Source organism: Nocardia coubleae NBRC 108252, assembly GCF_001612805.1.
Lineage (GTDB): Bacteria > Actinomycetota > Actinomycetes > Mycobacteriales > Mycobacteriaceae > Nocardia > Nocardia coubleae.
This window is the reverse complement of sequence record NZ_BDBD01000010.1, coordinates 215,781-237,308: the sequence shown is the minus strand read 5'-3', so window position 1 is coordinate 237,308 and position 21,528 is coordinate 215,781. Positions and strand designations below refer to the sequence as shown.

Genomic DNA, 21,528 nt, shown 5'->3' with positions numbered 1-21,528 from the left:
GATCGTTATCCGAGATGCCAGATGTCTGCCTTCTAAATGGGCGGAGAGAAGCGAAGGGGAGGTGTGGGGGAGCGCGGAAGAGGCGCGGGAGGGATGGCGATAGGCGGAGCGAGGAAGCATGGACTGGGTGCAGCGATGGTGAGCAGAGGGAGGGTGATGCGGGAGTTTCGGGCGGGGATCAGCCGGTGGAACGCGAGTGATCCCCACCCCGCCGCCGGGCGCGTCAGCCCGGCGGCGCGATCGGCGCCCAGCCGGGGGCGCGCAGGGGTAGCGGCGACCGCCGATCGCGACGACGTCGCCAACCGACAGCGAGCGATGCTTGCTACGGCACCCGCGGGCGGGTGGCGGTGGGTCAGTCGAACCAGGCGCGGAACTGGATCGCGGTGTATCCGGGGGGCGCGGTGTCGGCGACGCTGATGCGTTGGCGCGCCCAGGACCCGATCTGGCCGTGGGCGTCCTCGATGTCGCCCTCGGCGCCTTCAAGAGTGAGCGCGGGAAGGGGATGAACCTCGTGTTCGTCGGGCGTGGAGTCAACGAGGAGGTAGACGCGGCGGTCGTGGTTGATCAGATACGTCCCGGGCACGACATCGGCGACCGGTGTCTCGGGCAGGTCCTCGGCGAGGCCATGGAGGTTGATAGGCGGTTCGGTGCCGGGTTCGGGATCGCTGTACTCGCCGACCCACGCGATGCGCGTCGGTGTCGTGAGGATTCGTGCGACGTCGGAGACGAACCAGTCATCGCGTCGGTCGGCGTGCTCGGCGAGTTTGAAGAAGATCCCTGGATCGAGGTGGCCGATGACGGTATCGGAGTCCTCGGCGAGGAAGACAGGTTTGAAGTGTTGGCCCATGAGTGTTGGCTTTCGGATCGTGTGGGGATGCGGTGGTGCGGGCGCGAGGTTGGCGCGGCCCGAGGCGCAGGGCGCGTCCGTTCAGTCGGTGGGGAGCGTGTCCCATGACCAGGGTGTGCAGGCGTAGCGGCGGTGGTCGATGGTGACGATGTCGCCGACCGACAGGGATCGGTGGCCGTGTCGGTACCAGCGGCGCGTGTGCTCGACGTCGGCGGGGTGCGGGTGGTCGTTGAGTGCCGCGAAGACCCGGTCGAGGACCGCGAAGTCGTCGGTATCGCCGAGACGGTCGAGCAGGAACCGATCGGCCAACAGGTACGGGTCACCGGGGCGATGACCGTAGATCGTCGAGCGAGGATCGGCCGCCAGGTGGACGGTGATCATCACCTGTGTGAGGCGGCGCCGACGTTGACGGAGGAACCCGCGGCGAGCGCGGGCATGACGGGCGCGATGAAACACAGGCGAGCCTCCTCGAGGTGAAGCACACCGGCTGGGGCACCCCGGATCTGGCGGTGCCCCAGCCGACGACGTGCGGTGGGGTGGGTCAGGCGGCGACGAGTTGACGCTCGCGTGGGGTGGGGATGTGCAGGCCGAGGTGGACCCGGCACTGTGTGCAGAACCCGTCGTCGTGCACAGGGGTGTAGCGGGTGCAGCCCTCGCACCGGCCGGGCCGTTGTCCGGGTGGCACCATCGGTCCGCGGCGGCGCGTGGACACCGCGGGCGCCGGTACGGTGTCGGAGTCGGCGTCGACCGGTGCCGGGGTGCCGGGCAGGTCCGGGTGGGCGGTCAGGAATCGGTCGATCACGGTGATCAACCATTCCGGTGCGCGACGACGGACCTCGGCGATGAGCGCGTAGGCGGAGTCGCGGTAGTGCTCGACGAAATAGGTGCAGTAGGTGGCAGCGAGATCGGCGACGGTGAACCCGGCGGGCAACGCGGGCAGCCCGGCGCGGTTCTCGCACCGGCAGTAGTCACACAGTCCGTCGTCGCTGCGCAACACTCCGTCGCGGGCGTGGACGGGGCGTTGGTCGGTGGTGGGGCGTTCGACGAAGCAGGACACGCACCGCCACCCGGCGACCGGAGTCATCGCGGTGGCGAAGTCGTCGAGACCGTTGCCCTGGAACACGAACCCCTCTCGTCGGTCGGCGCGTGAACGCAGCCCGGTCCGTTCGGCGGCCCACGCGTGGGAGTGTTCGGGGGACTTGGTCGATTCCCCGGCCAAGGCGCGGTCGTGGTCGCGTTGATCGGCGACGTGCACGCAGTACTGGTGATCCCACATCGCCTCGGCCAGGTCGGCGGGCAGCGGTGCCCGTTCACCGGGGCGGCGCGGTGTCCAACCCCGGGGCGCACCGGTGGTGAGGGTGACTCCGCGCGCGATCAGCTCGGCCCAGCGTTGGCGCAGGCGGGCTTGTTCGACAACCTCGGTGTCGACGAACAAGCTCTCCCGCACATACGCGGTGACCTCGAGTGGTTCCCGCTCGGCGGGGCGACGCTTGCCACGTGCGAGGGCGCGGGCCCGGATCTGCTCGGGGCTGAGGCGGACGGCATCGATGCGGCGGGAGGCGGGCATGGCCAGGCGCGGCAGCGGGTTGCGCCAGGTCCGGATGGACGGGCGGGGCATCTCGGCAGCGGCGAGCTGGACCTGAAACTTCGCGAATTCCTCGGCCACGCTGGTGCGATTGGTCCTGGCGCGGGTTTCGATGAGCTGGGCCAGGGCGTGGTTGTCGTGGGAGTGCAGGCCGGGGTCGGTGTCGGGGACCAACCGCACCAACCGTTCGCGTTCGATTTCGTCACCGGCGGACCAGCGGGCACGCAGGCGCAGCAGCGCGGACTCACGCGGGTAGAGGGTGAAGCACTCGACCATGAAATCCAGGACGTCCCAGTCGGCGTCGGTCGCCAAGTCCAACGCTGGACGGAACATCGCGATCGCGGCTTTGCGATCGGTGTCGAAGGTGAGCTCGATCGCTTCGATCGCATCCAGGAACGACCTCGTATCCGGCACCGCCACCACCGATTTGGTGGCTGGCTCATCGGACGGTGGCTCGGCGGCGGTGATATCGGAGGCAGACAGAGTGAGATCGTGCCGGTCGAACCCGGGCTCGACACTGTAGGTGGTGAGGGTGATCGCGGGGGAGACGGTGGGTGCGTGAACGGACACAGCTGTTCTCCTGACTGTGGACGGTGAGATGGTTCGGCACCCGGGCGCGCTGGAACTGCCACGCTTTTCGCGAAATAGGGGTGCCGGGCTGGGGTGGGCCCAGCCGAGGGCTGTTCACCAGGACAGCGGGCGACACGACGGCGGGAACGCGCCATCTGCGTGCGGGGGGCGAATTCCCCGCGCGCACAACCCCATCCGCCGGCCGCGGCTGGGACGGGCGCGGGGGATTCGTTTCCGCCGGGCGCGGGCCCGACGGCGTGGCGCACGATGGCCTGGTAGCCCTCGAGCGGCTGGGCCCACCCCAGCACGGTGCCCCGACCCACCACCTACCTGCCCGCTCGCCACCGCAACGGGATCGCAGAACCGGGTCAGGTCACAACGGTGGCTGTCCGAAATCACCCACACCGACACCGGCCAGCACGGGCTCGGCCCACGCTTCGCTGCCCCCGCCCGCCGGGGCGGAGGTGGACCACGGGTCAGAAGCATCCGAGGTCCGCGCAGCGGTGGCGGGCTCGGCCGCAGAGGTGACGGGGGGAGGGTTGTCGACGCCGAACCCGTTGCCGCTGCCGCTGTTCGGTCTGCGTCCGGTGCGGTTGACCTGGGCGCGCGCGAACCGCAAGCTCGGCCCGACTTCGTCGACCTCGAGCTCGAACACCGTGCGCTTGTCCCCGTCACGGGTCTGGTAGCTGCGTTGCTTGAGCCGCCCCGCGACGATGACACGCGCGCCCATGGTCAGCGACTCAGCCGCATTTTCCGCGGCCTCGCGCCAGATGTTGCAGCGCAAGAACAACGCTTCCCCATCACGCCACTGATTGGTGGTGCGGTCGAACACCCGCGAGGTCGAGGCGACGGTGAAATGCGCGACCGCATCACCCGCGGGGACGAACCTCAGGTCGACATCGGAGGTCAGATTTCCGATGACTGTGATGACCGTGTCTCCGGCCATGGCGAACTCCTTAGCTCTGAGGGTGGATAAGACTCATTCGATGGGGCGCTACGCAGTACGCGGCGTCGGTTCGTTTCAGTCCTGCGACGTGCCGCCAAGTGCGCGGCTGAGACGAAAGGCCTGCCGCAAACCGGAATCGATCTTCTTGGCCTGCCGGTAGGTCAATGGGATGACGACCGTGCCGACGACGGTGTTGTCCGGGTCATGGATGTGGATGGTGAGGTGGTTGTCACCGGGTGCGCCGTAGCTCACTTCGAGCCCGCCGTCGCAGTAGGTCCACGCGATCCACATCGGGAACATTCCGCCGCTGACGTACTCGCGGCCCATGATTCGTTGCCACAGAATCGAACTCAGCGGTGCCTTGCGCCGGACGAAGTAGTAGCGGTACTCGTGACGGAGACGATCTCGCAACCGAGTGCACCCACGACCGCCACACAGGGTGTGCGGATACACAGGTGGATCCGGGGAAGCGCCTGCTAGATGACGGTCGGGTGGTAGATCTCGGTGATGGCGTCGGGCGCCTGTGACAGATGCGCGCGAACACCAGCGGGTATCGGGGCTGGGGTCCTGGCCGCTGCGGGTCAGGTGATGTCGATGCCGAGTTCGGCCGCGATCACCAGTGCGGCCTCGGCGAGTGCCCGGATCTGTTGGGGTGGCAAGTGTTCGTCGAGCGCGTTTGCCAGCAGCACCGCGATGGGGTGGGTCGGGTCGGCGTCGAGGGCTGTGGCAAGGGCGGTCCTGGCGAGCGCGGTGTTGTTGTGGTGGTAGGCGCTGTAGGCGAACAAGGTGACGGCTTCGGCGCGGTCGTGACCGTGGGTCGCCGCCGCGATCTGGAGCCACAGTGCCTCCGCCGCTCCGTGGTACTCGCTGCGGGCGAGGCCGTACATGATGTCGCGGATAGTCCGGTCGCGCAGCAGCGCGACGGCCAAGGCCAGATCCTGTGCCCCGACAGGTTCTTCTTGCGCGGTGCTTATCTGAAACAGCAGCCACACCGTGCGCTCACGGCGTAGATCGAGAACGCGGTCAGGAGAACGTGCGGCAGCGAGCTCGGCCCGGTCGCGACCAATAGCGTCAGCGAGGTGGGAGAGCACCTCGTCGACCAGGGCGGGGGTCGGGGCGTCGGGGATGCTGCGGAGCTGCCGCACCGGCGATGCCTGATCGGTTGCCACAGAATCGAACTCGCAACTCCGACGATCTCGGAACCGGGTGAACATCACGGGCCTCATTCCGGTTGGGTAGTGGAAGCGCTCTGTCGAAGCGTGGGGGTGAGGCGGTCCGAATCGATTCCGTGGATTCGGACCGCCGCGGCCCTCACGCGGCGTGTGCGAGCTGCTCCTCTTCCGGGGGGTCGTTGTCGTCGACGGTCCCGCGCTCGTCCATGGCGGGGACGGTCGTGGAGTTCTGGTCGAGGGGGATGGTGCGGTAGTCGAGATCGCCGGCGGCGGCTAGTTCGACGTCGACGAGCCGGAACTGTTCGTTGCGGTCGCTGGCACGTCCCCGGCTGGCCAGGTGTTCACCGACCGCGGCGAGGAAGTGCAGGTAGGCCGAGACGGTGGTGGCCTGCCATGTGTTGGTGCGCCAGCAGTCCTTGTCGAGGGTTGATTCGTGGGCGGCGAGCACGAGCCCGAGCGTGATCACCCACGCCCTGCCCGCCACCGCTGATGCCGCAGTGTCGGTGAGGCCGGTGCTGTTGTTCGCGTTGAACAGGGTCAATGCCAGTGTCCGGGCGCGGGTTCCGCCGAGCAGGGTGGTGTCGCGCGCCAGTGAGGTCGCGACGAGCTCGGCGCTGCCCGGTGGTGGGGTCCGCAACGTGAGCACCCGCGCCAGGAATTCCAGTCGCCGCTTCTTCGCGGCGGCGCCGCGTTTGTTCAGCTCGATCACCCGGCGCCGTTCCTCACGTTTCCGGGCGCTGTCCGCTGCCGCCTGTTCGGCAGCGACCCGGGCAAGATCACCACCAGCACCCTCACTGCCACCCTCGCCGTCTTCGGGACGGTCACCGCTGGTGTCGGGGTCTCGGCGGTGCAGCCCGGCGGCGTCGAGCTGGTCGACGGGCAGGTAGTAGCTCGGCATCCACACGTCCCGGTACTCCAATCCGGCGGCGCTGCGCAGCCCGTCGGCGGGTTCGGTGTTGGGGAGGTCGGCGTCGAAATCGACGGTGTCGGGGTCGATGACCTCATCGGTGGTGGGGTCGAAGAGTTCGGCGTCCTCGATCAGTTCCATCGCCACCGCCCACCGTCCTGGTTCGGCGTCGATCGCCTCAGGGGAAACCGGTTCGGCGTTGGTGTCGACAAGGTCGTCGACCGGTACATAGGTGTCGAGGTCGACCTCGACGGATTCCACTGCCAGGATCGGGTGCCCGACCGCGGCATAGGGCAGGGCGGCTGTGAGCCGGTCGCGGCGTCGGGCACGGTCGGCGGCGATCATCTCGGCTTCGTAGTCGAAGTTCCACCGCACAGCCGACAACTTCTCCACCGCGGCGTAGTCGCCGAGCTGTTCGTATCCGGCGATCACCTCGAGCTGGTCAAGACTGAACGCGCTGGAATCCAACAAGTTTCGGGCCGTGCTCGATCGGCCGATCTTCCCGGCCTTACGAACCCGTGCGGTGTCGATTTGCAGACCCTCGGCGATACGGGTGGCGGTGGCACCGAGGTCGAGCATGTAGGCCACCCCGGCCGCACGCGCCGAATCGGTCAACTCGATGCGCCGGTCGTTGAGGTTGATCTGATCCAACGCCCGATCGATCAACCGCTCCGGATCATCGATCGACCGGTCGGTGGCCTCGACATAGACAGGCACCTTCGCAAGGCCGAGGGTGCGGGCGATCAACGCGCGGACCTGGCCGTCGACGACCACGACGTGTCCGTCGGGGCCGCGCTGGGCCAGGATCGGATCGCGCACCCCGAACCGCCGGATCGACTCGACCTCTTTCGGGTGGGCGTCGAGATCGATCTGGTCTTCGGGACGCACGTTGTGCCCGATGACCAGATCAGCGGGGTCCATGCTCACGGCCTCGGCGGCCGCGGGCAGCGGGGCGAGCACGGTGAGGGTGGCGTCGGTTCCTGGCGAGGACTCCTGATCCAGGTCGGCGGATGTGTCGGGCTCGATGGTGGTGGTGGACACGAAAGCTCCTTGCGTAGAGGACGACAACGACGCGCCGATCAGCAGAAGCCGGAGCGCGCCGAGAGTGGACGAAGGTCAGCGGGTGGTGCGGGAGCGGCGGGCCACGTTGAGCGGATACAGCCGCAGCGCCCCGGTCTCGTCGGGCCTGTAGGTCCAAAACCGTCCCCGCCAACCCCGCGCCTGTTCACACCACAGCTCGATGACGGGGTTGTCGGCGAGCATGGTGGCGGGTCCGGCGGTGCCGAGGTGCTCGCGTCCGGCGAACTCGGACCGTGAGATCGACTCCACGACGGTGACGTCGATCGCGGGTGGGGTTGTGCTCATGCGGGACTCCTGTTCGGTCAAGGGGTGATCGCGTGGCATGCGCGGCGCGGTGGCCGACGACCACCCAGGTCAGGGTTACGCTGGATGTTTGCTGGTGTCGGGTGGTGCGGAAGGGTGTGGTGATGGCGAGAAGCTGGTGAGTGGGTTACCGCGGTACGCGCCGATGCTGGCCGCCGCGGGTGCGTTGCCGGTGGACGACGGGCGGTGGGCCTTCGAGCTCAAGCACGACGGGATCCGGGCCCTGGCCTACGTCGATGAGCGGTTGCGGTTGGAATCGCGCGACGGCAACGACATCACCTCGGCCTGGGCCGGAACTGGCCGGGCTCGCCCCGGCTGAACCCGGTTTCGTCGTCGACGGTGAGATCGTCATCGAAGTCGCGGGCCGGTCCTCGTTCCGGGCATTGGCCCCGCGAATGCACCAACGCAACCCGGCCACCATCGCAACCCTGGCCCAGACCTCACCGGCGACGTTCATGATTTTCGACCTGCTCCACATCGGCGACCGATCCCTGACCGGGCTGCCCTACCCTCAACGGCGCGAACTGCTCGAACTCACCGGCCTGGCCGGACCGCACTGGCGAATTCCCGGCCTGCTTCCCGGGCCGGCCGCCGACGCCCTGGCCGCCTCGCAGGCGCTCGGAGCCGAGGGAATCATCTGCAAGCGCCGCGACAGCTGGTACCTGCCCGGGCAACGCAGTCCCGCCTGGACCAAGGTCAAAAACGTGTCCCACCAGGAGGTGGTGGTCATCGGCTGGAAAACCGGGACGGGCCGACGGGCCGGAAAGATCGGGTCGCTGCTGGTCGCGGTCCCCGACGACCGAGGCAACCTGGAATACGCGGGCAGTGTCGGGACCGGATTCACCGTAGGGATGCTCACGGACCTGCACGAGCGATTGGCGCCGCTGCAACGCCCGGACCCACCGGTCCCCGGATTCCGGTCGACCGCGACCGGGGTGGTGTGGCTCGAACCGTGTGTGGTCGGAGAAGTCGCGTTCACCGAGTGGACCGGCGACGGCCGCCTACGCCACCCGAGCTGGCGGGGACTACGGCTGGACAAAGACGTCGATGAGGTGGAAACACCGACCGGACGACAATAAGTCACCGTCGACGGGCACTCGAGCTGACAAGCATTCTCGGGCTACCCCGCAGCGCGCATCGAGCCGGAAGGGTCGGGTCAGAGACTGTCGGTCGCTGCGGAGCTGACGCTGATGCCGAACCGGCTCGCCGACGTTCTCGAGCTGGCGAAGACCCAGCCAGGTGACGATGCCGGTGATCGGCAGCATCAGCACGAAGAGCAGTCGCCACGAGTCGATCTGGGGCACGCTGATCTGCAGCACCAGCCCGGACACGACCGGACCCATCGCGGGGGCGACCGAGATGGCCAGGGTGACGTTGCCCATCACCCGGCCGCGATCCTTCTCCGCGACAACGGTCATCAGCGTGGTCATCAGCAGCGGCATCATCACCGCGGTGCCACCGGCCTGGATGATCCGGCCGATGAGCAGCACGGCGAAGGTCGGCGCGACGGCCGAGAGCACGGTGCCCGCCATGAAGGTGGCCATCGCCGTGGCGTAGGCCGTCCTGGTCGTGACCCGCTGCAGGAACCAGCCGGTGGTGGGGATGATCGCCGCCATGGTGAGCATGAACGCGGTGGAAACCCACTGCGCGGCCACCTCGGTGACCTTCAGATCCTCCATCAGGCGGGGGATCGCGTTGATCATGATGGTCTCGTTGAGGATCACGACGAAGGTCGCGAGCACCAGGACCCGGATGACAGTTGGTGTCCGCTCCTTCGCGGCAGGTGCGGATATATCGGCTGGCATTCGGGTAAACCTCCGGGGCGGGGAACGGCGGGTGTGCGGGCACCACAAGAAAGAAGACGGGGGCCGTCGGTCCAACTCATCGGGCGCGGGCAAGTATTCCGGTCACCACCGACACAAATCATCTGGTTTTCCGGGCGCCGAGTGCTCGTCTATCGGCGGAAACAGCAGCTCACCAGCACCTCACAGGACATACGTCCAGGACGCAGTGACCCTGGTCACCATCCGGTCGCGCTGTCGGCCGAGCGCGTGTGTTTCCGTGTCGAACCCGGGGGCAGGGGGTATACCGGATCGGTGACTACATCGAGGTTGTGGCTTGCTGTGGTGTGCGCGATCGTTGCTGTTGTCGGTGGGGGCCGAGCGACAGCCGATCCGGGGGCTCATGTGACGGGGGAGGTGCCGTTGGGCGGGCGGGCCGCCCAGATCGACGTGTACTCGCCCGCGATGGGGCGGGTCGTGCAGAACAAGGTGATCAAGGCGGCGGGCGCGGGTGCGCCGACGCTGTACCTGCTCACGGGTGCCGGCGGTGGCGCCGACGGCATCTCCTGGTGGGACAACACCGATGTGCGGCACTTCTTCGCCGACAAGTTCGTCAATGTGGTGATGCCGGTCGGCGGTGCGTTCACCCTGTACACCGACTGGATCTCCGACGATCCCGCCGTCGGGCGCGTGCGGTGGGAGACCTACCTGACCGAGGAACTGCCCGGCGTGATCGACGGCGCGCTCGGTACCAACGGCCGCAACGCCATCGCAGGCGTATCGATGAGCGCGGCGTCGGCGCTGGATCTGGCGATCCAGGGCGGCCCGAGGTTCTCGGCGGTGGCGGCGCTGAGCGGATGCCCGTGGGCGGCCGACCCGATGGGCATCGCGATGGCGAGCGCCCAGGCCGTGCGCGGCGGCGGCAACCCGGGCAACATGTGGGGCGTTCCGGGCGGACCCGTCTGGCGCGAGCACGACGTCTTCGCCAATGCCGGTCGCCTCGCGGGCAAGTCGATCTTCCTCGCCGCCGCGACGGGCGCACCGGGCGCCGCCGACCGTGGTCTGCCGATGCCGCCGCTCGAGACCATCGCGGGCGCCTGCACGGCCGCCTTCGCCGGGCGCCTCGCCCAGCTGGGTATCCCGGCCGTGCACGTGCACCGGCCGACCGGTTCGCACACCTGGGGCCAGTTCGAGGCCGACCTGCACGAAGCCTGGCCGCACCTGGCCGCCGCGATCAGCTGACCGCGATGCGGGGGCGTTCGGCGGCCGGCTCCTCGACCGCCGGTTCGTCCTCGCGCCGGTACCACCAGTGCAGCGCCGCGATCCCCAGCACGGCGAGCAGTGCCGCGGTGAGGCTGATCGACAGGCCGGGCGGGCGCCAGGTGATGGTGAGCTCGGCGTTGTGCGTGCCCGGCGGAATGTCGACGGCGAGGAAGGTGCCCGCCACCGCGCGGGTCGGGATCTCGCTCGGGCCGAGGGTGGCCGTGTAGCCGGGCCAGGCCAGGCGGGAGAACACGATCCGCCCGCCGGTGCCGGAGGAGACGGTCGCGCGGTTGGTGAGCCCGGCCTCCGGCATCACCGTGGCGTGGACACCGGATTCGTGCGCGATCATGTCACCGGGGGAGGGCAGCGGATTCACGCGTTCGAGCACCCAGATCTGGTGTTCGTGGCCGGGGTAGCGGACGAACGCCCAGCCCGGCGGTGCGGGCTTCTCGCCCGCGTCCGGGTACTGCGCGCGTTGCAGCACAACGCGATCCAGTCGCATCAGGTCGACGATCGGCGTGTCGGTCGACGGTTCGACGGCGAACACCCGGCGATAGGCGTCCGGGCAGGTGCCACCGTCCCACGCCATGCACAGCAGTCCGGCGAAGGCAGCGTGCCCGACAGGGGTGTACCCGTTCACGTACTGCAGGCCCATGTTCTTGGCATAGCTGCCGAGCGCGATCGATCCGTAAGTGCCCGCGAGCGTGCGCTCCTCGTCGCGCACCGCGATGCGGTCGGCCAATTGCAGTGTGCGCCCGCCGAAATCGGGGAAGGCGGCGAGCATCTCCGAGCGCCGCTCCGGGAACCCGTAGGACAGAGGGGTTTCGGGAGCAGCCGCGACCTGCGCGAACGCGATGGGCATGGTCGCGGCGATCATCGCCGTCGCCGCCGCGGCCACGCCACGATGACGCGCGAGCCACAGCGCGCCCGCGCCCATCGCCACGACCGCGACGACGGCGAGCACATGCCGGACGAGGAGTTCCGGTGCCGCAGAGAAGGATCGGATGAACAGCAGCCCGATCAACGCGCCCGCCGCCGCGTACCGGCGCCGCGACGACGCGAATGCCCCGTACCTGCTGAGCAGGACGCAGACGAGCACGAGCACGGCGATGGCGAGCATCGGCAACACCCGTGCGGGCCAGCGCAGCGGCCCGATCGCGCCAGGTCCCGCCGTCCACATCAGCGTCGCCACGCCGAACAGGGCGATGCCGCTCCACTCGCTCGCCGCCTTCGCCGCCGCCTTCCAATCGATGAAGGCCAGCGCCGGAACCACGAACCACGCGATGTAGACCATCGGCAGTGGTTGCACATGCCCCCACCACGCGGTGAACGCCGGAACCGTGCTCGGCAGACTGGCATTGAGCGATTCCGACCACGGCACCGTGAGGAACGGATCGTTGTGGATGGTCGAGACGTCACCGCGCCAGGTGGCCTGGGACGACAGCAGCAGCGGCAGATTCGCGATCAGCGAGGCCAGCGCGGCGAGACCGGCGGCGGTGAGCATCCGCAGCACCGGCACCCACTTGCGCTGATACAGGTACTCCCCGGCGGCCACGGCCACGATCATCAGCGCGGCTTCGACCGCCGGGAAGACGTATTGGATCGTCAGCGCCAGGTACAGGAACACGAACAGCGGGATCGGGCCGGATCGTTTGCGCGCGTAGAGCACCGCCGAGGCCCAGGCGTGCACGAGCCACGCGGTGCCCGTCTGGGAGGTGAACCAGCTCGCCTCGTCGAAGAACAGGAACCAGCCGCTGAAGGGGAACGCCACACCGGCCAGCGCCGCCCACGGCGCCCGCGCACCGTAGGCCAGGCAGATGCGGAACACGCCGAGCGCCGCGATCGCGGAGAACACGAACTTCACGGCCGTCGCGTAACCGGCCAGATTGTCGAACGAGGGCGCGAGCAGATACACCAGCAGCTGGGCCGGGTTGTAGAGCCCGGCCTCCTCGAGGCTGTAGTTGCCCGCCATCCATTCCCACGGGACCATCGCCGGGAACCGGCCGGCGCGGAGCTCGGCGCCGAGCAGCTGCCACATCGGCACGTACTGCGCCTCGGTATCGTCGGTGTAGAAATGGCGCGCGTCGCCGAGCAACACCGCGATGTACCCCGCCAGGACCGCGACAACGACAAGTCCTGCCCACCGCATCACTTGTTTTCGCGGTTCGAGCGCCGCGCGTACCCACACGAGCGCGGGAGCTTAGGGCATGGAGGTGAATCGGACAATGCCCCGCGTGGTGATGGACGTTTGACCAGCTCAGCTGTGGTTAGGTGGGGTCGACCGATGTTGATAGCATGGCGCAACCGTGCCGACCTTCGAGAGAGTCATCAATGCAGTTCGAAATCGTCGAGCGGGACGAGACCTGGGTGGCCGGTTTGCCGGTCCGCAGTCCCAAACGCGCACTCGGTAAGCTGCGCGACCACGACCTCGAAGCCGCCTGGTCGGCGGTCCTGCACCAGGATCTCGGCGGGCCACTGGCCAGCGCCTACACCGATTTCAGCGGCGAGCTGGGCACCTACAACACCCAGATCGTCGGCTATCAGTGCGATTCGCTCGACCAGGTCACCCGTGGCCATCTCGCCGCCCGGCTCCCGCGCGGCGCCTACGCCCGCTTCTCCTCGGTCGGTAACTTTCCCCAGGTGATGACGGATCTGTGGACCCAGATCGCCTACGCCGAGGAACACAACCAGATCAAACGCACCTTCACCGGCGATTTCGAGTGCTACCCGCACGCGTACAAGATCGACCTGTACCTGGCGGTCGATCCGCGATGACCTACACGATCGTGGTCCGCGGCGGGGCGCTCTACGGCGGCCTCGCCGTACCGCGCGTGCATCCCAGCTTCAAGGTCTCCAACAGCGATCTGATCGAGTTCCTCAAGGACCGGCTGCGCGACCGTCCCGGCGGGCGCGAACCGCTGCACACCGTTTACGTGCCGGACCCGGCGGGCAACTGGAACGCCCTCGTCGCTCGCGAATTCGCCATGCCCGACGAGGTTCCCGTCGGTGACCTCATGGTCAGCGTGCCCAAGGGTATCTACGCCCGCTTCGCGCCCAACGGCGACTACCACGACCCGGTCGAGGATGTGTGGGCCCAGGTCGACGACGCCACCGCCTCCGCCGAGATCTCGCGCGCCTACCGCGAGGAGATCGAGGTCTGGCACGGGCCGACCGACGTGGAACTGTTCGTCTCGATCCAAGTCGATAACTGACGGGTAGCTGCATTCGGACCGTACGGTCTGCGAAAATTTACTCAGTGCACCCTAACCGCTTCTGACCTGCGGTTATTTCAACTGGCTCAGAAGGTTTCCGGGAAATTAGCCACTTGTCTGGTGGATTCGTAACCGATGACGGATACTGCACCAGTCGGCATCTATGGGACGCCGACCCCTTGCGGGCGTGAAGCATGGAGTAGGAACCCGATGGCTGTCGATGCAGCATGCGGCGAAACGCGGTTGCGGCGGATTCACCGCCACACCACCGCGGTCGCGACGGCACGTTTTCGTGGGGTCGATCGCTAGATGAACGAACAAGCACCACAGACGGCGGACTACCGGCCACGTCTGCTCGATCCGCGCGACCCCACCGACCGGGCAACCTTGCGGCAGCTCGCCGACACCCCCGGTATCCAGACCGTCGACCTGCGCGCCGGACTGCGCGCCGAACTCGATCAGCTCACCGGCCCACCGCCGGGGCTCGACCCCGGCGAGGAACGGTGGGTGCACTACCCGTGGCGCAACGCGCTCGTCGCCGTCCTCGGGCCCGACGCCTTCGCCGCGATCCGCTCGGACCGCAACCGCAACAAGCTCACCCGAGACGAACAGCGGCGGCTGCGGGAACTGCGCGTCGGCGTCGTGGGGCAGAGCGTCGGCCATTCGGTGGCCTACACGCTGGCGCTCGAGGGCACCTGCGGGCTGCTGCGCCTGGCCGACTTCGACACCATCGAGCTGTCGAACCTCAACCGGGTCCCGGGCGGGCTGTTCGACGTCGGCGTGAACAAAGCGGTGGTCACCGCCCGCCGCATCGCCGAACTCGACCCGTACCTGCCGGTGGAGATCTGGCAGACCGGTGTGCTCACCGAGACCGCCGACGAATTCCTCGACGGGCTCTCCCTCGTCGTCGAGGAATGCGATTCGCTCGACATCAAATTCGCGGTCCGCGAGGCCGCCCGCCGCAGGCGCATCCCGTTGCTGATGGACACCAACGACCGCGGCCTGTTCGACGTCGAACGCTACGACCTCGAACCCGGCCGCGAACCCTTCCACGGTCTGCTCGGTGCGACCACCGGCGCCCAGCTCGCCGGTCTGGACACCAGGTCCAAGGCGCCACACGTGCTGCGCATCCTCGACCCGGCCCAGCTGTCCGCGCGGATGGCCGCCAGCCTGGCCGAGGTCGGCGAAACCATCACCACCTGGCCGCAATTGGGTGGTGAGGTGCAGCTGGGTGCCGCGATCGTCAGTGCGGCGGTCCGCCGGATCGGGCTCGGGGTGAAGCTGTCGTCGGGTCGAACACGTATCGACCTCGAGGCCGCCCTCGATTCGCTCGCCGAACCCGGCTACCTCGACGACGAGGCCGACGACCACGCCACCGAACTCGACGACGAGCCACCGCCCGCCGACACCATCGGCGCGATCCTCGCCTGCGCGCAGCGCGCGCCCTCGGGTGGCAATGTGCAGCCGTGGATCCTGCGCGGCGACGACGAGCTCATCGAGATCGCCCTCGATCCGACGGACACGACGGCGATGGACGTCGACCTGCGCGGCAGCGCGGTCGCCGTCGGTGCCGCGCTGTACAACGCCACTGCGGCGGCCGCCGCTCACGGTTTGCTCAGCGACACGCAACTGCTCGTCGACGAGCCGTCGGCACCCCTGGTCGCCCGCCTGCGACTGCGTCCCGGCACCGACGCCGAGCTCGCCGCCGACTACCCGCTCGCCTGCGCGCGCCACACCAATCGGCGCCTCGGCAATGCCGCCGACCTCCCGGATTCGGTGCTGCCCGCCCTCGCTCGAGCAGCGGGCGAGCAGGCGATCGTGCACGCGATCACCGGGCGCGAACGCCTCGCCGAGGCCGCGGATCTGCTCGGTGCCAGCGATCGCGTCCGCTATCTCACCCCGCAGCTGCACCAGCAGCTCTACGCCGAATTGCGCTGGCCGGGCGAGGATATCCGCACCGGCATCGACGTGCGGACCCTCGACCCGGCACCGGACGAACTCGCGAAACTCCAGGTCGGCAGCCGCAGCGATGTGATGGCCCGGTTGCGTGAGTGGTCGGCAGGCACCGCGCTCGGCGAATTCACGGTCGATCGGGTGCGGTCGAGTTCCGCGCTGGTCGCCGTCGGGTTCCGGAAACGCGGCGGCGGCGCACCGGATCTCGCCGACTACGCGCGGGCCGGTGCCGCCGTCGAAAAGGTCTGGTTGCGGGCGCAACTGCTGGGGCTGGCGGTGCAGCCGGTGTCTCCGGTGTTCCTGTACGCGAACCGGCCCGAGGATTTGCGCCGCGTTTCTCCCGAGTTCACAGATACACTTGCCAGCATTCAGAGGCGTTTCCTGGACATCATGGAAATCTCTGAGGATGAGAACGTGGCATTGGTTCTTCGTCTGAGCTACGCCGCCGCTGCGAGCGTTCGCAGTCGACGGTTGCCGGTGCCTGGCAGTAGGAACGACGGATAGCGCGGATCGGAGACAGCGTGCATCGGCAATCGCTCGACTCACTGGTGACCGAGGTCGCCTCCGAGTTGATGGGTGTCGACGCCACGACCATGGTGGCGGCGAGCGAGCGGGTGCTCGCCGCACTCGTCGAACATTTCGACGTCGATTTCAGCTATCTGCGCCATACCGACCGCACCCGCCGCGCCACCGTGCTCGTCGCCGAATGGCCGCAGCGCGCGGATACTCCGGTGCCCGACCCGTTACGGGTGGTGGAGTTCGACAAGGCCGACTCGGTATTCCGCGCTCTCGAATTCGCCACCGAACCGCTGATCGTCCGGCCCGGTAACGACAGCGAGGACTACCAGGAAACGATCCGCAAATCCTCCGGCATCCCGCAGGTCGCCATGGCCTGTGTGCCGCTGGTTTCGCGGGGTGAGTCCACCGGTGTGCTCGGCTTCGTGAAGATGGGCGACCGTACCTGGACCAAGCGCGAACTCAATGTCCTCAAGGCGATCGCCGCACTGTTCGCGCAACTGCAGGCGCGCGTGGTCGCCGAGGAGAAGCTGCGCTATATCGCCCTGCACGACGATCTCACCGGCCTGGCCAACAGGCGCGCCCTGCTCGAATACATGGAACGCAGGCTCGCGCCCGAAAACCCGGGCCCCGTCGCCACCTTCTTTCTCGATCTCGACCGGCTCAAGGCCCTCAACGATTTCCTCGGCCACAGCGCGGGCGACAATTTCATCCGCACTCTCGCCCGCAGGCTGAAACAGAACCTCGGGCCCGACGACATGATCGCCCGCCTCGGTGGCGACGAATTCGTGATCGTGCCCGCCGAACCGATGGACGCGGTCGCCGCTGAACTCGAGGCCGCGCGCATTCAGCAACTCATCGGGCGCCGGGTCTCGGTGGGCCAGGAGTCGGTGAGCCGTGGCGTGAGTGTCGGTGTGGCGCTGGGCATTCCGGGTGAGACTTCGGTGTCGGATGTCCTGCGCCGAGCCGACCACGCGCTCCTGTCCGCCAAATCCGGTGGGGGCAACGGTGTCGCGGTGTTCACCGACGCCATGCGCGCGCAGTTCGAACTCCAGGACGATGTGGAGCTGAACCTGCGCAGCGCGGTCTCCGACGGGTCGCTGATCCTGCACTACCAGCCCGAGGTCGATCTGCGCACCGGCCGGATCGTGGCGCTCGAGGCGCTGGTGCGCTGGCAGCATCCCACCCGTGGCCTGTTACCGCCCGGCGCGTTCGTGTCGGTGGCCGAGGCGACCAACCTGGCGGGCGAGCTCGGCCGCTGGGTGATCCGTTCGGCCTGTTCCCAATTCGCCGACTGGCGGCGGCGTGGCCTGGCGGCCAATGTCGTCATCCGGATCAATGTGTCGCCGGTGCAGCTGGTGAGCGCCGATTTCGTCGAGCGGATCGAGGACATCCTCCGCCTGTTCGAGATCGACGGCAGCTCGGTGTGCCTCGAAATCACCGAACACGTTGTCGTGCAAGACCTCGTGCGCACCCGGGTGACCCTGCGCGGGTTGAAGCGGATGGGCGTGCAGATCGCCATCGATGACTTCGGCACCGGTTACAGCTCGCTGTCGCATCTGAAGGCCCTGCCGGTGGACGCGGTGAAGATCGACCGGGGTTTCGTGCAGCGCCTCGGCGACAGCAACGACGACCTCGCCATCGTGAAATCCATTATCGGCCTGGCCGGTTCGTTCGGGCTCGGCGTGGTCGGCGAGGGTGTGGAGACCCCCATGGCGGCCCGGACCCTTGTCGGTCTCGGCTGCTATCGCGCCCAGGGCTTCCTGATCGCACGACCGATGCCCGCCGAGGAAGTCGAGGTTCAGCTTCGGGAGGGGCGTATTCCGCTCGATCTCGATCTCCCACGTGCCGGACGCGGCGTGGCACCCAGCTGAATGACCGCCGACGGGTGGTTACTGGTCGAGACCCTCACCGAGGATCTCGAACCGGCTCTTGTCGCCGACGACGCGCGGATCAGGGAATGGATCGCCCCCCAACGCTGGTCGCGCGCGATCGGCCCCGCCAAGGCGAAACTGCTGCGTGACGCGGTACGCGGCGGGGAATCCGCGCGCCTGGGCGATAACGTCGTTGTCGTCGAACCCGTGCGGTGCGCACTGGGCGGGACACACGGCGTCCAGGTCTGGATCGGGCCCGCCGACGCGCCTGTGCCGCCACGCCGTCACGTCGCCGCCTGGGATTGGGACGCCCGCACCGAACTCGCCCATCACGGGCCGGGTCTGGAGGAACTGATCTTCGCGCGCGAGCCCGGGGCCGTGCGGGTGGTGCGCACACCGCCCGAGGCGTTCGGGCGCATGGTCCGTTTCGACGGCCGGGTCGACTATTTCGCGATGGCCAGCACTCTCGAGCCCGGTGGGCGCTGGCAGGGAGTGGTCGACGTGCTCGGCGACGACGAGCAGGTCCGCCGGTTCCAGATGGTGGCGCGGGCCCGGCCGGAGCTGCGCCGGGTGAGCGGGTTGATGCACGCCGTCCCCGAACTCGGCGGCGAAACGGTCGACCTCGAGGTCGCGATGCTGCGCGCCGTGTCCAAGGGAGTGGATGTCGGTGCCGGGCTGATCCTGCTCGCCAGCGGCGTCATCTACGAATGGGTGGCTGATCCACCGCCGCCGCTGGATCGCTGGGCCGTCGAACGACCGACCATCGATCCCGCCGATCTGATCGCGTTGCGTGCCGCCTGCGCCGAGCTGGTGCACGCTCCGGACACCACGCGGCGCCTCACGCTGCGGGTGCGCTTCGCCGAGGGCGAGTGGATCCGCGCGCACGCCGAGCTGGCGACGGTTACCACTGCCGCCACCGGCCACGGATTGCTCCGGGTGCGGCCCTCCGTCGACGGCGAATCGGGTTAAGCGGCTCTTTCACGGGTGTTCACCTGCCATTCCACGGGCATGAGCCGCGAGTAACCCGGACGGCTGGACCATCGGCATGTGCGCATCGTGCAGCTAGCGAACTTCTACGGCCCACGATCCGGTGGGTTGCGCACCGCGCTGCACCACCTGGGGGAAGGGTATGTGGCCGCCGGACACGAGGTGGTGCTGATCGTGCCTGGCCCGCGCCGCAGCGAGGAAGTACTGTCCACCGGCGCTTTGCGAATCACCTTGCCCGCGTTCGGTATTCCGTTCACCGGCGGGTACCGCGCGGCCGACCCGCGGGCGGTGGCCGACGTACTCGCCGGGCTGCGGCCCGACGTGCTCGAGGTGTCCGACCGGCTCACCCTGCGCGGCTTCGGACGGTGGGCCGGGCGGCGCGGCGTGACCAGCGTGATGATCTCGCACGAACGGCTAGACCGGTTGCTCGGCCAGGTGCTCCCCGGGCCCGCCGCCCGGCGCTGCGCCGACGTGGCCAACCGGCGCACCGCCGACGACTACGACATGGTCGTGTGCACCACCGATTTCGCCCGCGAGGAGTTCCTGCGGATCGGTGCACCCAATGTCGAACTCGTCCCGCTCGGTGTGGACCTCGACCTGTTCAGCCCGCGCAAGCGCGACCGTCGGCTCCGTGCCGACCTCGGCGTGGACGGTTACCCACTGCTCGTGCACTGCGGGCGGCTGTCGGTGGAGAAACGGGTTGACCGCAGCATCGAGGCGATCGGCGCCCTGCACCGCGCGGGCATGCCGACCCGCCTGGTCGTCGCGGGCGACGGCCCCCGCCGCGAATCCCTCGAACGCCGCGCCCGCACCCTGCCGCCCTTGCCCGGCGGCGAACCCGCCGTGCACTTCACCGGTTTCATCAGCGACCGCGCCGAGGTGGCGACCCTGCTCGCCACCGCCGACGTCTCCCTGGCCCCCGGCCCCCACGAAACCTTCGGCCTCGCCGCCCTGGAAGCCCTGGCCGCGGGCACCCCCGTGGTGGCCAGCCGCTCCTCGGCCCTGGCCGACATCATCACCGCCGAATGCGGCGCCGTAGCCGCCGACCGCCCCCGAGCCTTCGCCCGAGCCGTCACCGATGTCCTCGCCATGCCGACCACCGACCGTCGCCAAGCCGCCCGCCACCGCGCCGAACAATTCACCTGGCCCCGGGCGGTGGCAGGCATGCTCGCGGTCCTGAACCGCTGACCTACTCCAGCCGGACTACTTCCAGGTCTCGAGCAGACGGGTCGCTTCAGTCGCGAGCGCCGCCTGGAGGAAGGGGCCGAAGCTGATCCGGGCTACCCCGAGCTCGGCGAAATAGGACTTGGCGGGAGTTCCGGGTTGGCCGATCGCGTTGACCGGGCGCGGCAGTTCGGTGGTGAGGCGGCGAAGGGTTTCGTCGCTGTGGCGGCCGACGGGGTAGAGCACATCGGCGCCCGCTTCGGCGGCGAGGGACAGGCGGGCGACGGCACGGTCGACGCGGTCGGGTTCCTCGCCGTCCTGACGCAGGAACAGGTCGGTGCGGGCATTGACGACCACGTGCACGCCGGTGGCGTCGGCGGCCTCGCGCAGGCCGCGCACCAGGTCGGCGTGCTCCTGGGCCTCGCGCAGCCGCTTGCCCTCGCTGTGCACGGTGTCCTCGATATTGAGGCCGACGGCACCCGCACCGAGCAGGCCGTCGATGAGCTGCAACGGTTCGAGGCCGTACCCGGATTCGATGTCGACCGACACCGGCACCTCCACCGAGGCGGTCACCTGCGCGACACGCGCGAGCAGCTCGTCGAAGCTCATCCCCTCACCGTCGGGGCGTCCGATCGAGTCGGCGACCGGGTGACTGCCCATCGTCAGTCCCGAAAAGCCCGCACTCACAGCGACATTCGCCGACCAGGCGTCCCACACCGTAGGCAGGACCACCGGGTCGCCGGGACGGTGCAGCGCGAGCAGGGACTTGGCGCGGGTCTCGAGTGAAGTCATACCGCGATGATGCCCCAGCCGTGCGGCAGTGGCTAGGCGCAGCCACTTTTCGGTGGGCAGTTCAGGTGTACGTCGAGCACGCGCGCGCCGGGCCCCTCCGCGCCGAGGCGGTCGTGTTCGTTGACGAGCTTGCACGAACCCAGCGACAGGCAGCCGCAGCCGATGCAACCGGTGAGATTGTCGCGCAGGCGCGTGAGCTGGGTGATTCGTTCGTCGAGGTCCGCACGCCAGGTGGTCGACACGGCCTCCCAATCGCGTCGGGTCGGTGTGCGGCCCTCGGGCAGCCGGTCGAGCGCGGAGCGGATATCGCTGAGCGGGATGCCGACGCGCTGGGAGATGCGGATGAACGCCACCCGCCGCAGCGTCTCGCGTGCGTAGCGGCGTTGATTGCCACTGGTTCGACGACTCGTTATGAGACCTTCGCGTTCGTAGAAGTGCAACGCGGACACTGCAACTCCACTACGCTCGGAGAGCTGCCCGGGGGTCAGCTCCTTCGTTTGCCAATCGGCCGTCGTCATTTCCTGTCTCCTCCCGCTTTCACCTCAACCATACTTGAGGTACTTGTGTGGTGTACGA

Annotated in this window: 20 protein-coding genes and 1 pseudogene; 9 read left to right on the top strand and 12 right to left on the bottom strand. The window is 68.5% G+C overall.

Translation table 11 applies throughout. The features are described from left to right. Positions 1 to 352 precede the first annotated feature (352 nt). From NCO8_RS08970 to NCO8_RS08935, 8 genes are all read right to left on the bottom strand, one after another. On the bottom strand, positions 353 to 847 hold the full coding sequence (locus tag NCO8_RS08970; protein WP_067637979.1) for a hypothetical protein: 495 nt from the start codon (positions 845 to 847) through the stop codon (positions 353 to 355). 81 nt (positions 848 to 928) lie between these two features. Then, positions 929 to 1,228: a hypothetical protein gene (locus NCO8_RS08965; RefSeq protein WP_067637977.1), complete on the bottom strand. Its 300-nt coding sequence runs from the start codon at positions 1,226 to 1,228 to the stop codon at positions 929 to 931. A gap of 160 nt (positions 1,229 to 1,388) precedes the next feature. Then, the gene (locus NCO8_RS08960) at positions 1,389 to 3,002 is read right to left on the bottom strand and encodes a hypothetical protein (protein WP_067637975.1); all 1,614 of its coding nucleotides are present in this window, start codon (positions 3,000 to 3,002) and stop codon (positions 1,389 to 1,391) included. 373 nt (positions 3,003 to 3,375) lie between these two features. Next, on the bottom strand, positions 3,376 to 3,948 hold the full coding sequence (locus NCO8_RS08955; protein ID WP_067637974.1) for a single-stranded DNA-binding protein: 573 nt from the start codon (positions 3,946 to 3,948) through the stop codon (positions 3,376 to 3,378). Between the two features lie 75 nt (positions 3,949 to 4,023). Then, positions 4,024 to 4,359, bottom strand: a complete 336-nt coding sequence (locus NCO8_RS08950) for a hypothetical protein (protein ID WP_157104841.1) — start codon at positions 4,357 to 4,359, stop codon at positions 4,024 to 4,026. Positions 4,360 to 4,529: 170 nt separating this feature from the next. Then, on the bottom strand, positions 4,530 to 5,117 hold the full coding sequence (locus NCO8_RS08945; RefSeq protein WP_067637972.1) for a DUF4192 family protein: 588 nt from the start codon (positions 5,115 to 5,117) through the stop codon (positions 4,530 to 4,532). Positions 5,118 to 5,259: 142 nt separating this feature from the next. After that, on the bottom strand, positions 5,260 to 7,068 hold the full coding sequence (locus tag NCO8_RS08940; protein ID WP_067637970.1) for a ParB/RepB/Spo0J family partition protein: 1,809 nt from the start codon (positions 7,066 to 7,068) through the stop codon (positions 5,260 to 5,262). 75 nt (positions 7,069 to 7,143) lie between these two features. Further along, positions 7,144 to 7,392, bottom strand: coding sequence for a hypothetical protein (locus NCO8_RS08935; RefSeq protein ID WP_157104840.1), 249 nt, complete (start codon positions 7,390 to 7,392; stop codon positions 7,144 to 7,146). 37 nt (positions 7,393 to 7,429) lie between these two features. Here NCO8_RS08935 and NCO8_RS32140 point away from each other — a divergent pair, with 37 nt between their 5' ends. Further along, positions 7,430 to 7,729, top strand: a complete 300-nt coding sequence (locus tag NCO8_RS32140; RefSeq protein ID WP_210740972.1) for a DNA ligase-like domain-containing protein — start codon at positions 7,430 to 7,432, stop codon at positions 7,727 to 7,729. Next, on the top strand, positions 7,647 to 8,489 hold the full coding sequence (locus NCO8_RS08930) for an ATP dependent DNA ligase (RefSeq protein WP_210740973.1): 843 nt from the start codon (positions 7,647 to 7,649) through the stop codon (positions 8,487 to 8,489). Before NCO8_RS32140 ends, NCO8_RS08930 begins: the two co-directional genes overlap by 83 nt. A gap of 120 nt (positions 8,490 to 8,609) precedes the next feature. On the opposite strand, the pseudogene NCO8_RS08925 reads toward NCO8_RS08930, so the two are convergent. Next, a pseudogene (locus tag NCO8_RS08925) lies at positions 8,610 to 9,215 on the bottom strand (MFS transporter); the annotation flags it as partial. A gap of 291 nt (positions 9,216 to 9,506) precedes the next feature. Here NCO8_RS08925 and NCO8_RS08920 point away from each other — a divergent pair. Next, positions 9,507 to 10,433, top strand: a complete 927-nt coding sequence (locus NCO8_RS08920; RefSeq protein ID WP_167353258.1) for an alpha/beta hydrolase — start codon at positions 9,507 to 9,509, stop codon at positions 10,431 to 10,433. On the opposite strand, the gene NCO8_RS08915 is transcribed toward NCO8_RS08920, so the two are convergent. Beyond that, a complete protein-coding gene (locus NCO8_RS08915; protein ID WP_067638044.1) occupies positions 10,426 to 12,603 on the bottom strand; it encodes a hypothetical protein in 2,178 nt (725 codons plus the stop codon). The genes NCO8_RS08920 and NCO8_RS08915 overlap by 8 nt on opposite strands. 182 nt (positions 12,604 to 12,785) lie before the next feature. Here NCO8_RS08915 and NCO8_RS08910 point away from each other — a divergent pair, with 182 nt between their 5' ends. The 6 genes from NCO8_RS08910 to NCO8_RS08885 all read left to right on the top strand — a co-directional run bounded on the left by NCO8_RS08910 (position 12,786) and on the right by NCO8_RS08885 (position 20,184). After that, positions 12,786 to 13,229 carry a GyrI-like domain-containing protein gene (locus tag NCO8_RS08910; protein ID WP_067485472.1) on the top strand — a complete coding sequence of 148 codons (444 nt, stop codon included), beginning with the start codon at positions 12,786 to 12,788 and terminating at the stop codon, positions 13,227 to 13,229. Further along, positions 13,226 to 13,666, top strand: a complete 441-nt coding sequence (locus NCO8_RS08905) for an AraC family transcriptional regulator (RefSeq protein ID WP_067637963.1) — start codon at positions 13,226 to 13,228, stop codon at positions 13,664 to 13,666. Before NCO8_RS08910 ends, NCO8_RS08905 begins: the two co-directional genes overlap by 4 nt. Before the next feature lie 309 nt (positions 13,667 to 13,975). Further along, positions 13,976 to 16,123 carry an Rv1355c family protein gene (locus tag NCO8_RS08900; protein ID WP_067637961.1) on the top strand — a complete coding sequence of 716 codons (2,148 nt, stop codon included), beginning with the start codon at positions 13,976 to 13,978 and terminating at the stop codon, positions 16,121 to 16,123. A 68-nt stretch (positions 16,124 to 16,191) separates the two neighbouring features. Continuing rightward, positions 16,192 to 18,009: a putative bifunctional diguanylate cyclase/phosphodiesterase gene (locus NCO8_RS08895; protein ID WP_067485939.1), complete on the top strand. Its 1,818-nt coding sequence runs from the start codon at positions 16,192 to 16,194 to the stop codon at positions 18,007 to 18,009. Then, on the top strand, positions 18,010 to 18,978 hold the full coding sequence (locus tag NCO8_RS08890; RefSeq protein WP_067637959.1) for a GAF domain-containing protein: 969 nt from the start codon (positions 18,010 to 18,012) through the stop codon (positions 18,976 to 18,978). A gap of 78 nt (positions 18,979 to 19,056) precedes the next feature. Then, positions 19,057 to 20,184: a glycosyltransferase gene (locus NCO8_RS08885; protein WP_067637957.1), complete on the top strand. Its 1,128-nt coding sequence runs from the start codon at positions 19,057 to 19,059 to the stop codon at positions 20,182 to 20,184. A gap of 15 nt (positions 20,185 to 20,199) precedes the next feature. Here the strand turns inward: NCO8_RS08885 and NCO8_RS08880 are convergent, their stop codons facing one another. Together NCO8_RS08880 and soxR are read right to left on the bottom strand one after the other, a co-directional pair. Then, entirely contained in the window at positions 20,200 to 20,952 is a 753-nt protein-coding gene (locus NCO8_RS08880) for an isocitrate lyase/PEP mutase family protein (protein WP_067637955.1), read from the bottom strand. Positions 20,953 to 20,984: 32 nt separating this feature from the next. Beyond that, positions 20,985 to 21,470 carry a redox-sensitive transcriptional activator SoxR gene (soxR, locus tag NCO8_RS08875; protein ID WP_067485487.1) on the bottom strand — a complete coding sequence of 162 codons (486 nt, stop codon included), beginning with the start codon at positions 21,468 to 21,470 and terminating at the stop codon, positions 20,985 to 20,987. Positions 21,471 to 21,528: the final 58 nt, after the last annotated feature.

Bases quoted from the DNA above. Each gene is read 5' to 3' on its own strand.
- NCO8_RS08970 (WP_067637979.1), bottom strand. From the start codon at position 847: ATGGGCCAACACTTCAAACCTGTCTTCCTCGCCGAGGACTCCGATACC.
- NCO8_RS08965 (WP_067637977.1), bottom strand. From the start codon at position 1,228: ATGATCACCGTCCACCTGGCGGCCGATCCTCGCTCGACGATCTACGGT.
- NCO8_RS08955 (WP_067637974.1), bottom strand. From the start codon at position 3,948: ATGGCCGGAGACACGGTCATCACAGTCATCGGAAATCTGACCTCCGAT.
- NCO8_RS08935 (WP_157104840.1), bottom strand. From the start codon at position 7,392: ATGAGCACAACCCCACCCGCGATCGACGTCACCGTCGTGGAGTCGATC.
- NCO8_RS32140 (WP_210740972.1), top strand. From the start codon at position 7,430: ATGCGCGGCGCGGTGGCCGACGACCACCCAGGTCAGGGTTACGCTGGA.
- NCO8_RS08930 (WP_210740973.1), top strand. From the start codon at position 7,647: ATGAGCGGTTGCGGTTGGAATCGCGCGACGGCAACGACATCACCTCGG.
- NCO8_RS08915 (WP_067638044.1), bottom strand. From the start codon at position 12,603: ATGCGGTGGGCAGGACTTGTCGTTGTCGCGGTCCTGGCGGGGTACATC.
- NCO8_RS08910 (WP_067485472.1), top strand. From the start codon at position 12,786: ATGCAGTTCGAAATCGTCGAGCGGGACGAGACCTGGGTGGCCGGTTTG.
- NCO8_RS08905 (WP_067637963.1), top strand. From the start codon at position 13,226: ATGACCTACACGATCGTGGTCCGCGGCGGGGCGCTCTACGGCGGCCTC.
- NCO8_RS08900 (WP_067637961.1), top strand. From the start codon at position 13,976: ATGAACGAACAAGCACCACAGACGGCGGACTACCGGCCACGTCTGCTC.
- NCO8_RS08895 (WP_067485939.1), top strand. From the start codon at position 16,192: ATGGGTGTCGACGCCACGACCATGGTGGCGGCGAGCGAGCGGGTGCTC.
- NCO8_RS08890 (WP_067637959.1), top strand. From the start codon at position 18,010: ATGACCGCCGACGGGTGGTTACTGGTCGAGACCCTCACCGAGGATCTC.
- NCO8_RS08880 (WP_067637955.1), bottom strand. From the start codon at position 20,952: ATGACTTCACTCGAGACCCGCGCCAAGTCCCTGCTCGCGCTGCACCGT.
- soxR (WP_067485487.1), bottom strand. From the start codon at position 21,470: ATGACGACGGCCGATTGGCAAACGAAGGAGCTGACCCCCGGGCAGCTC.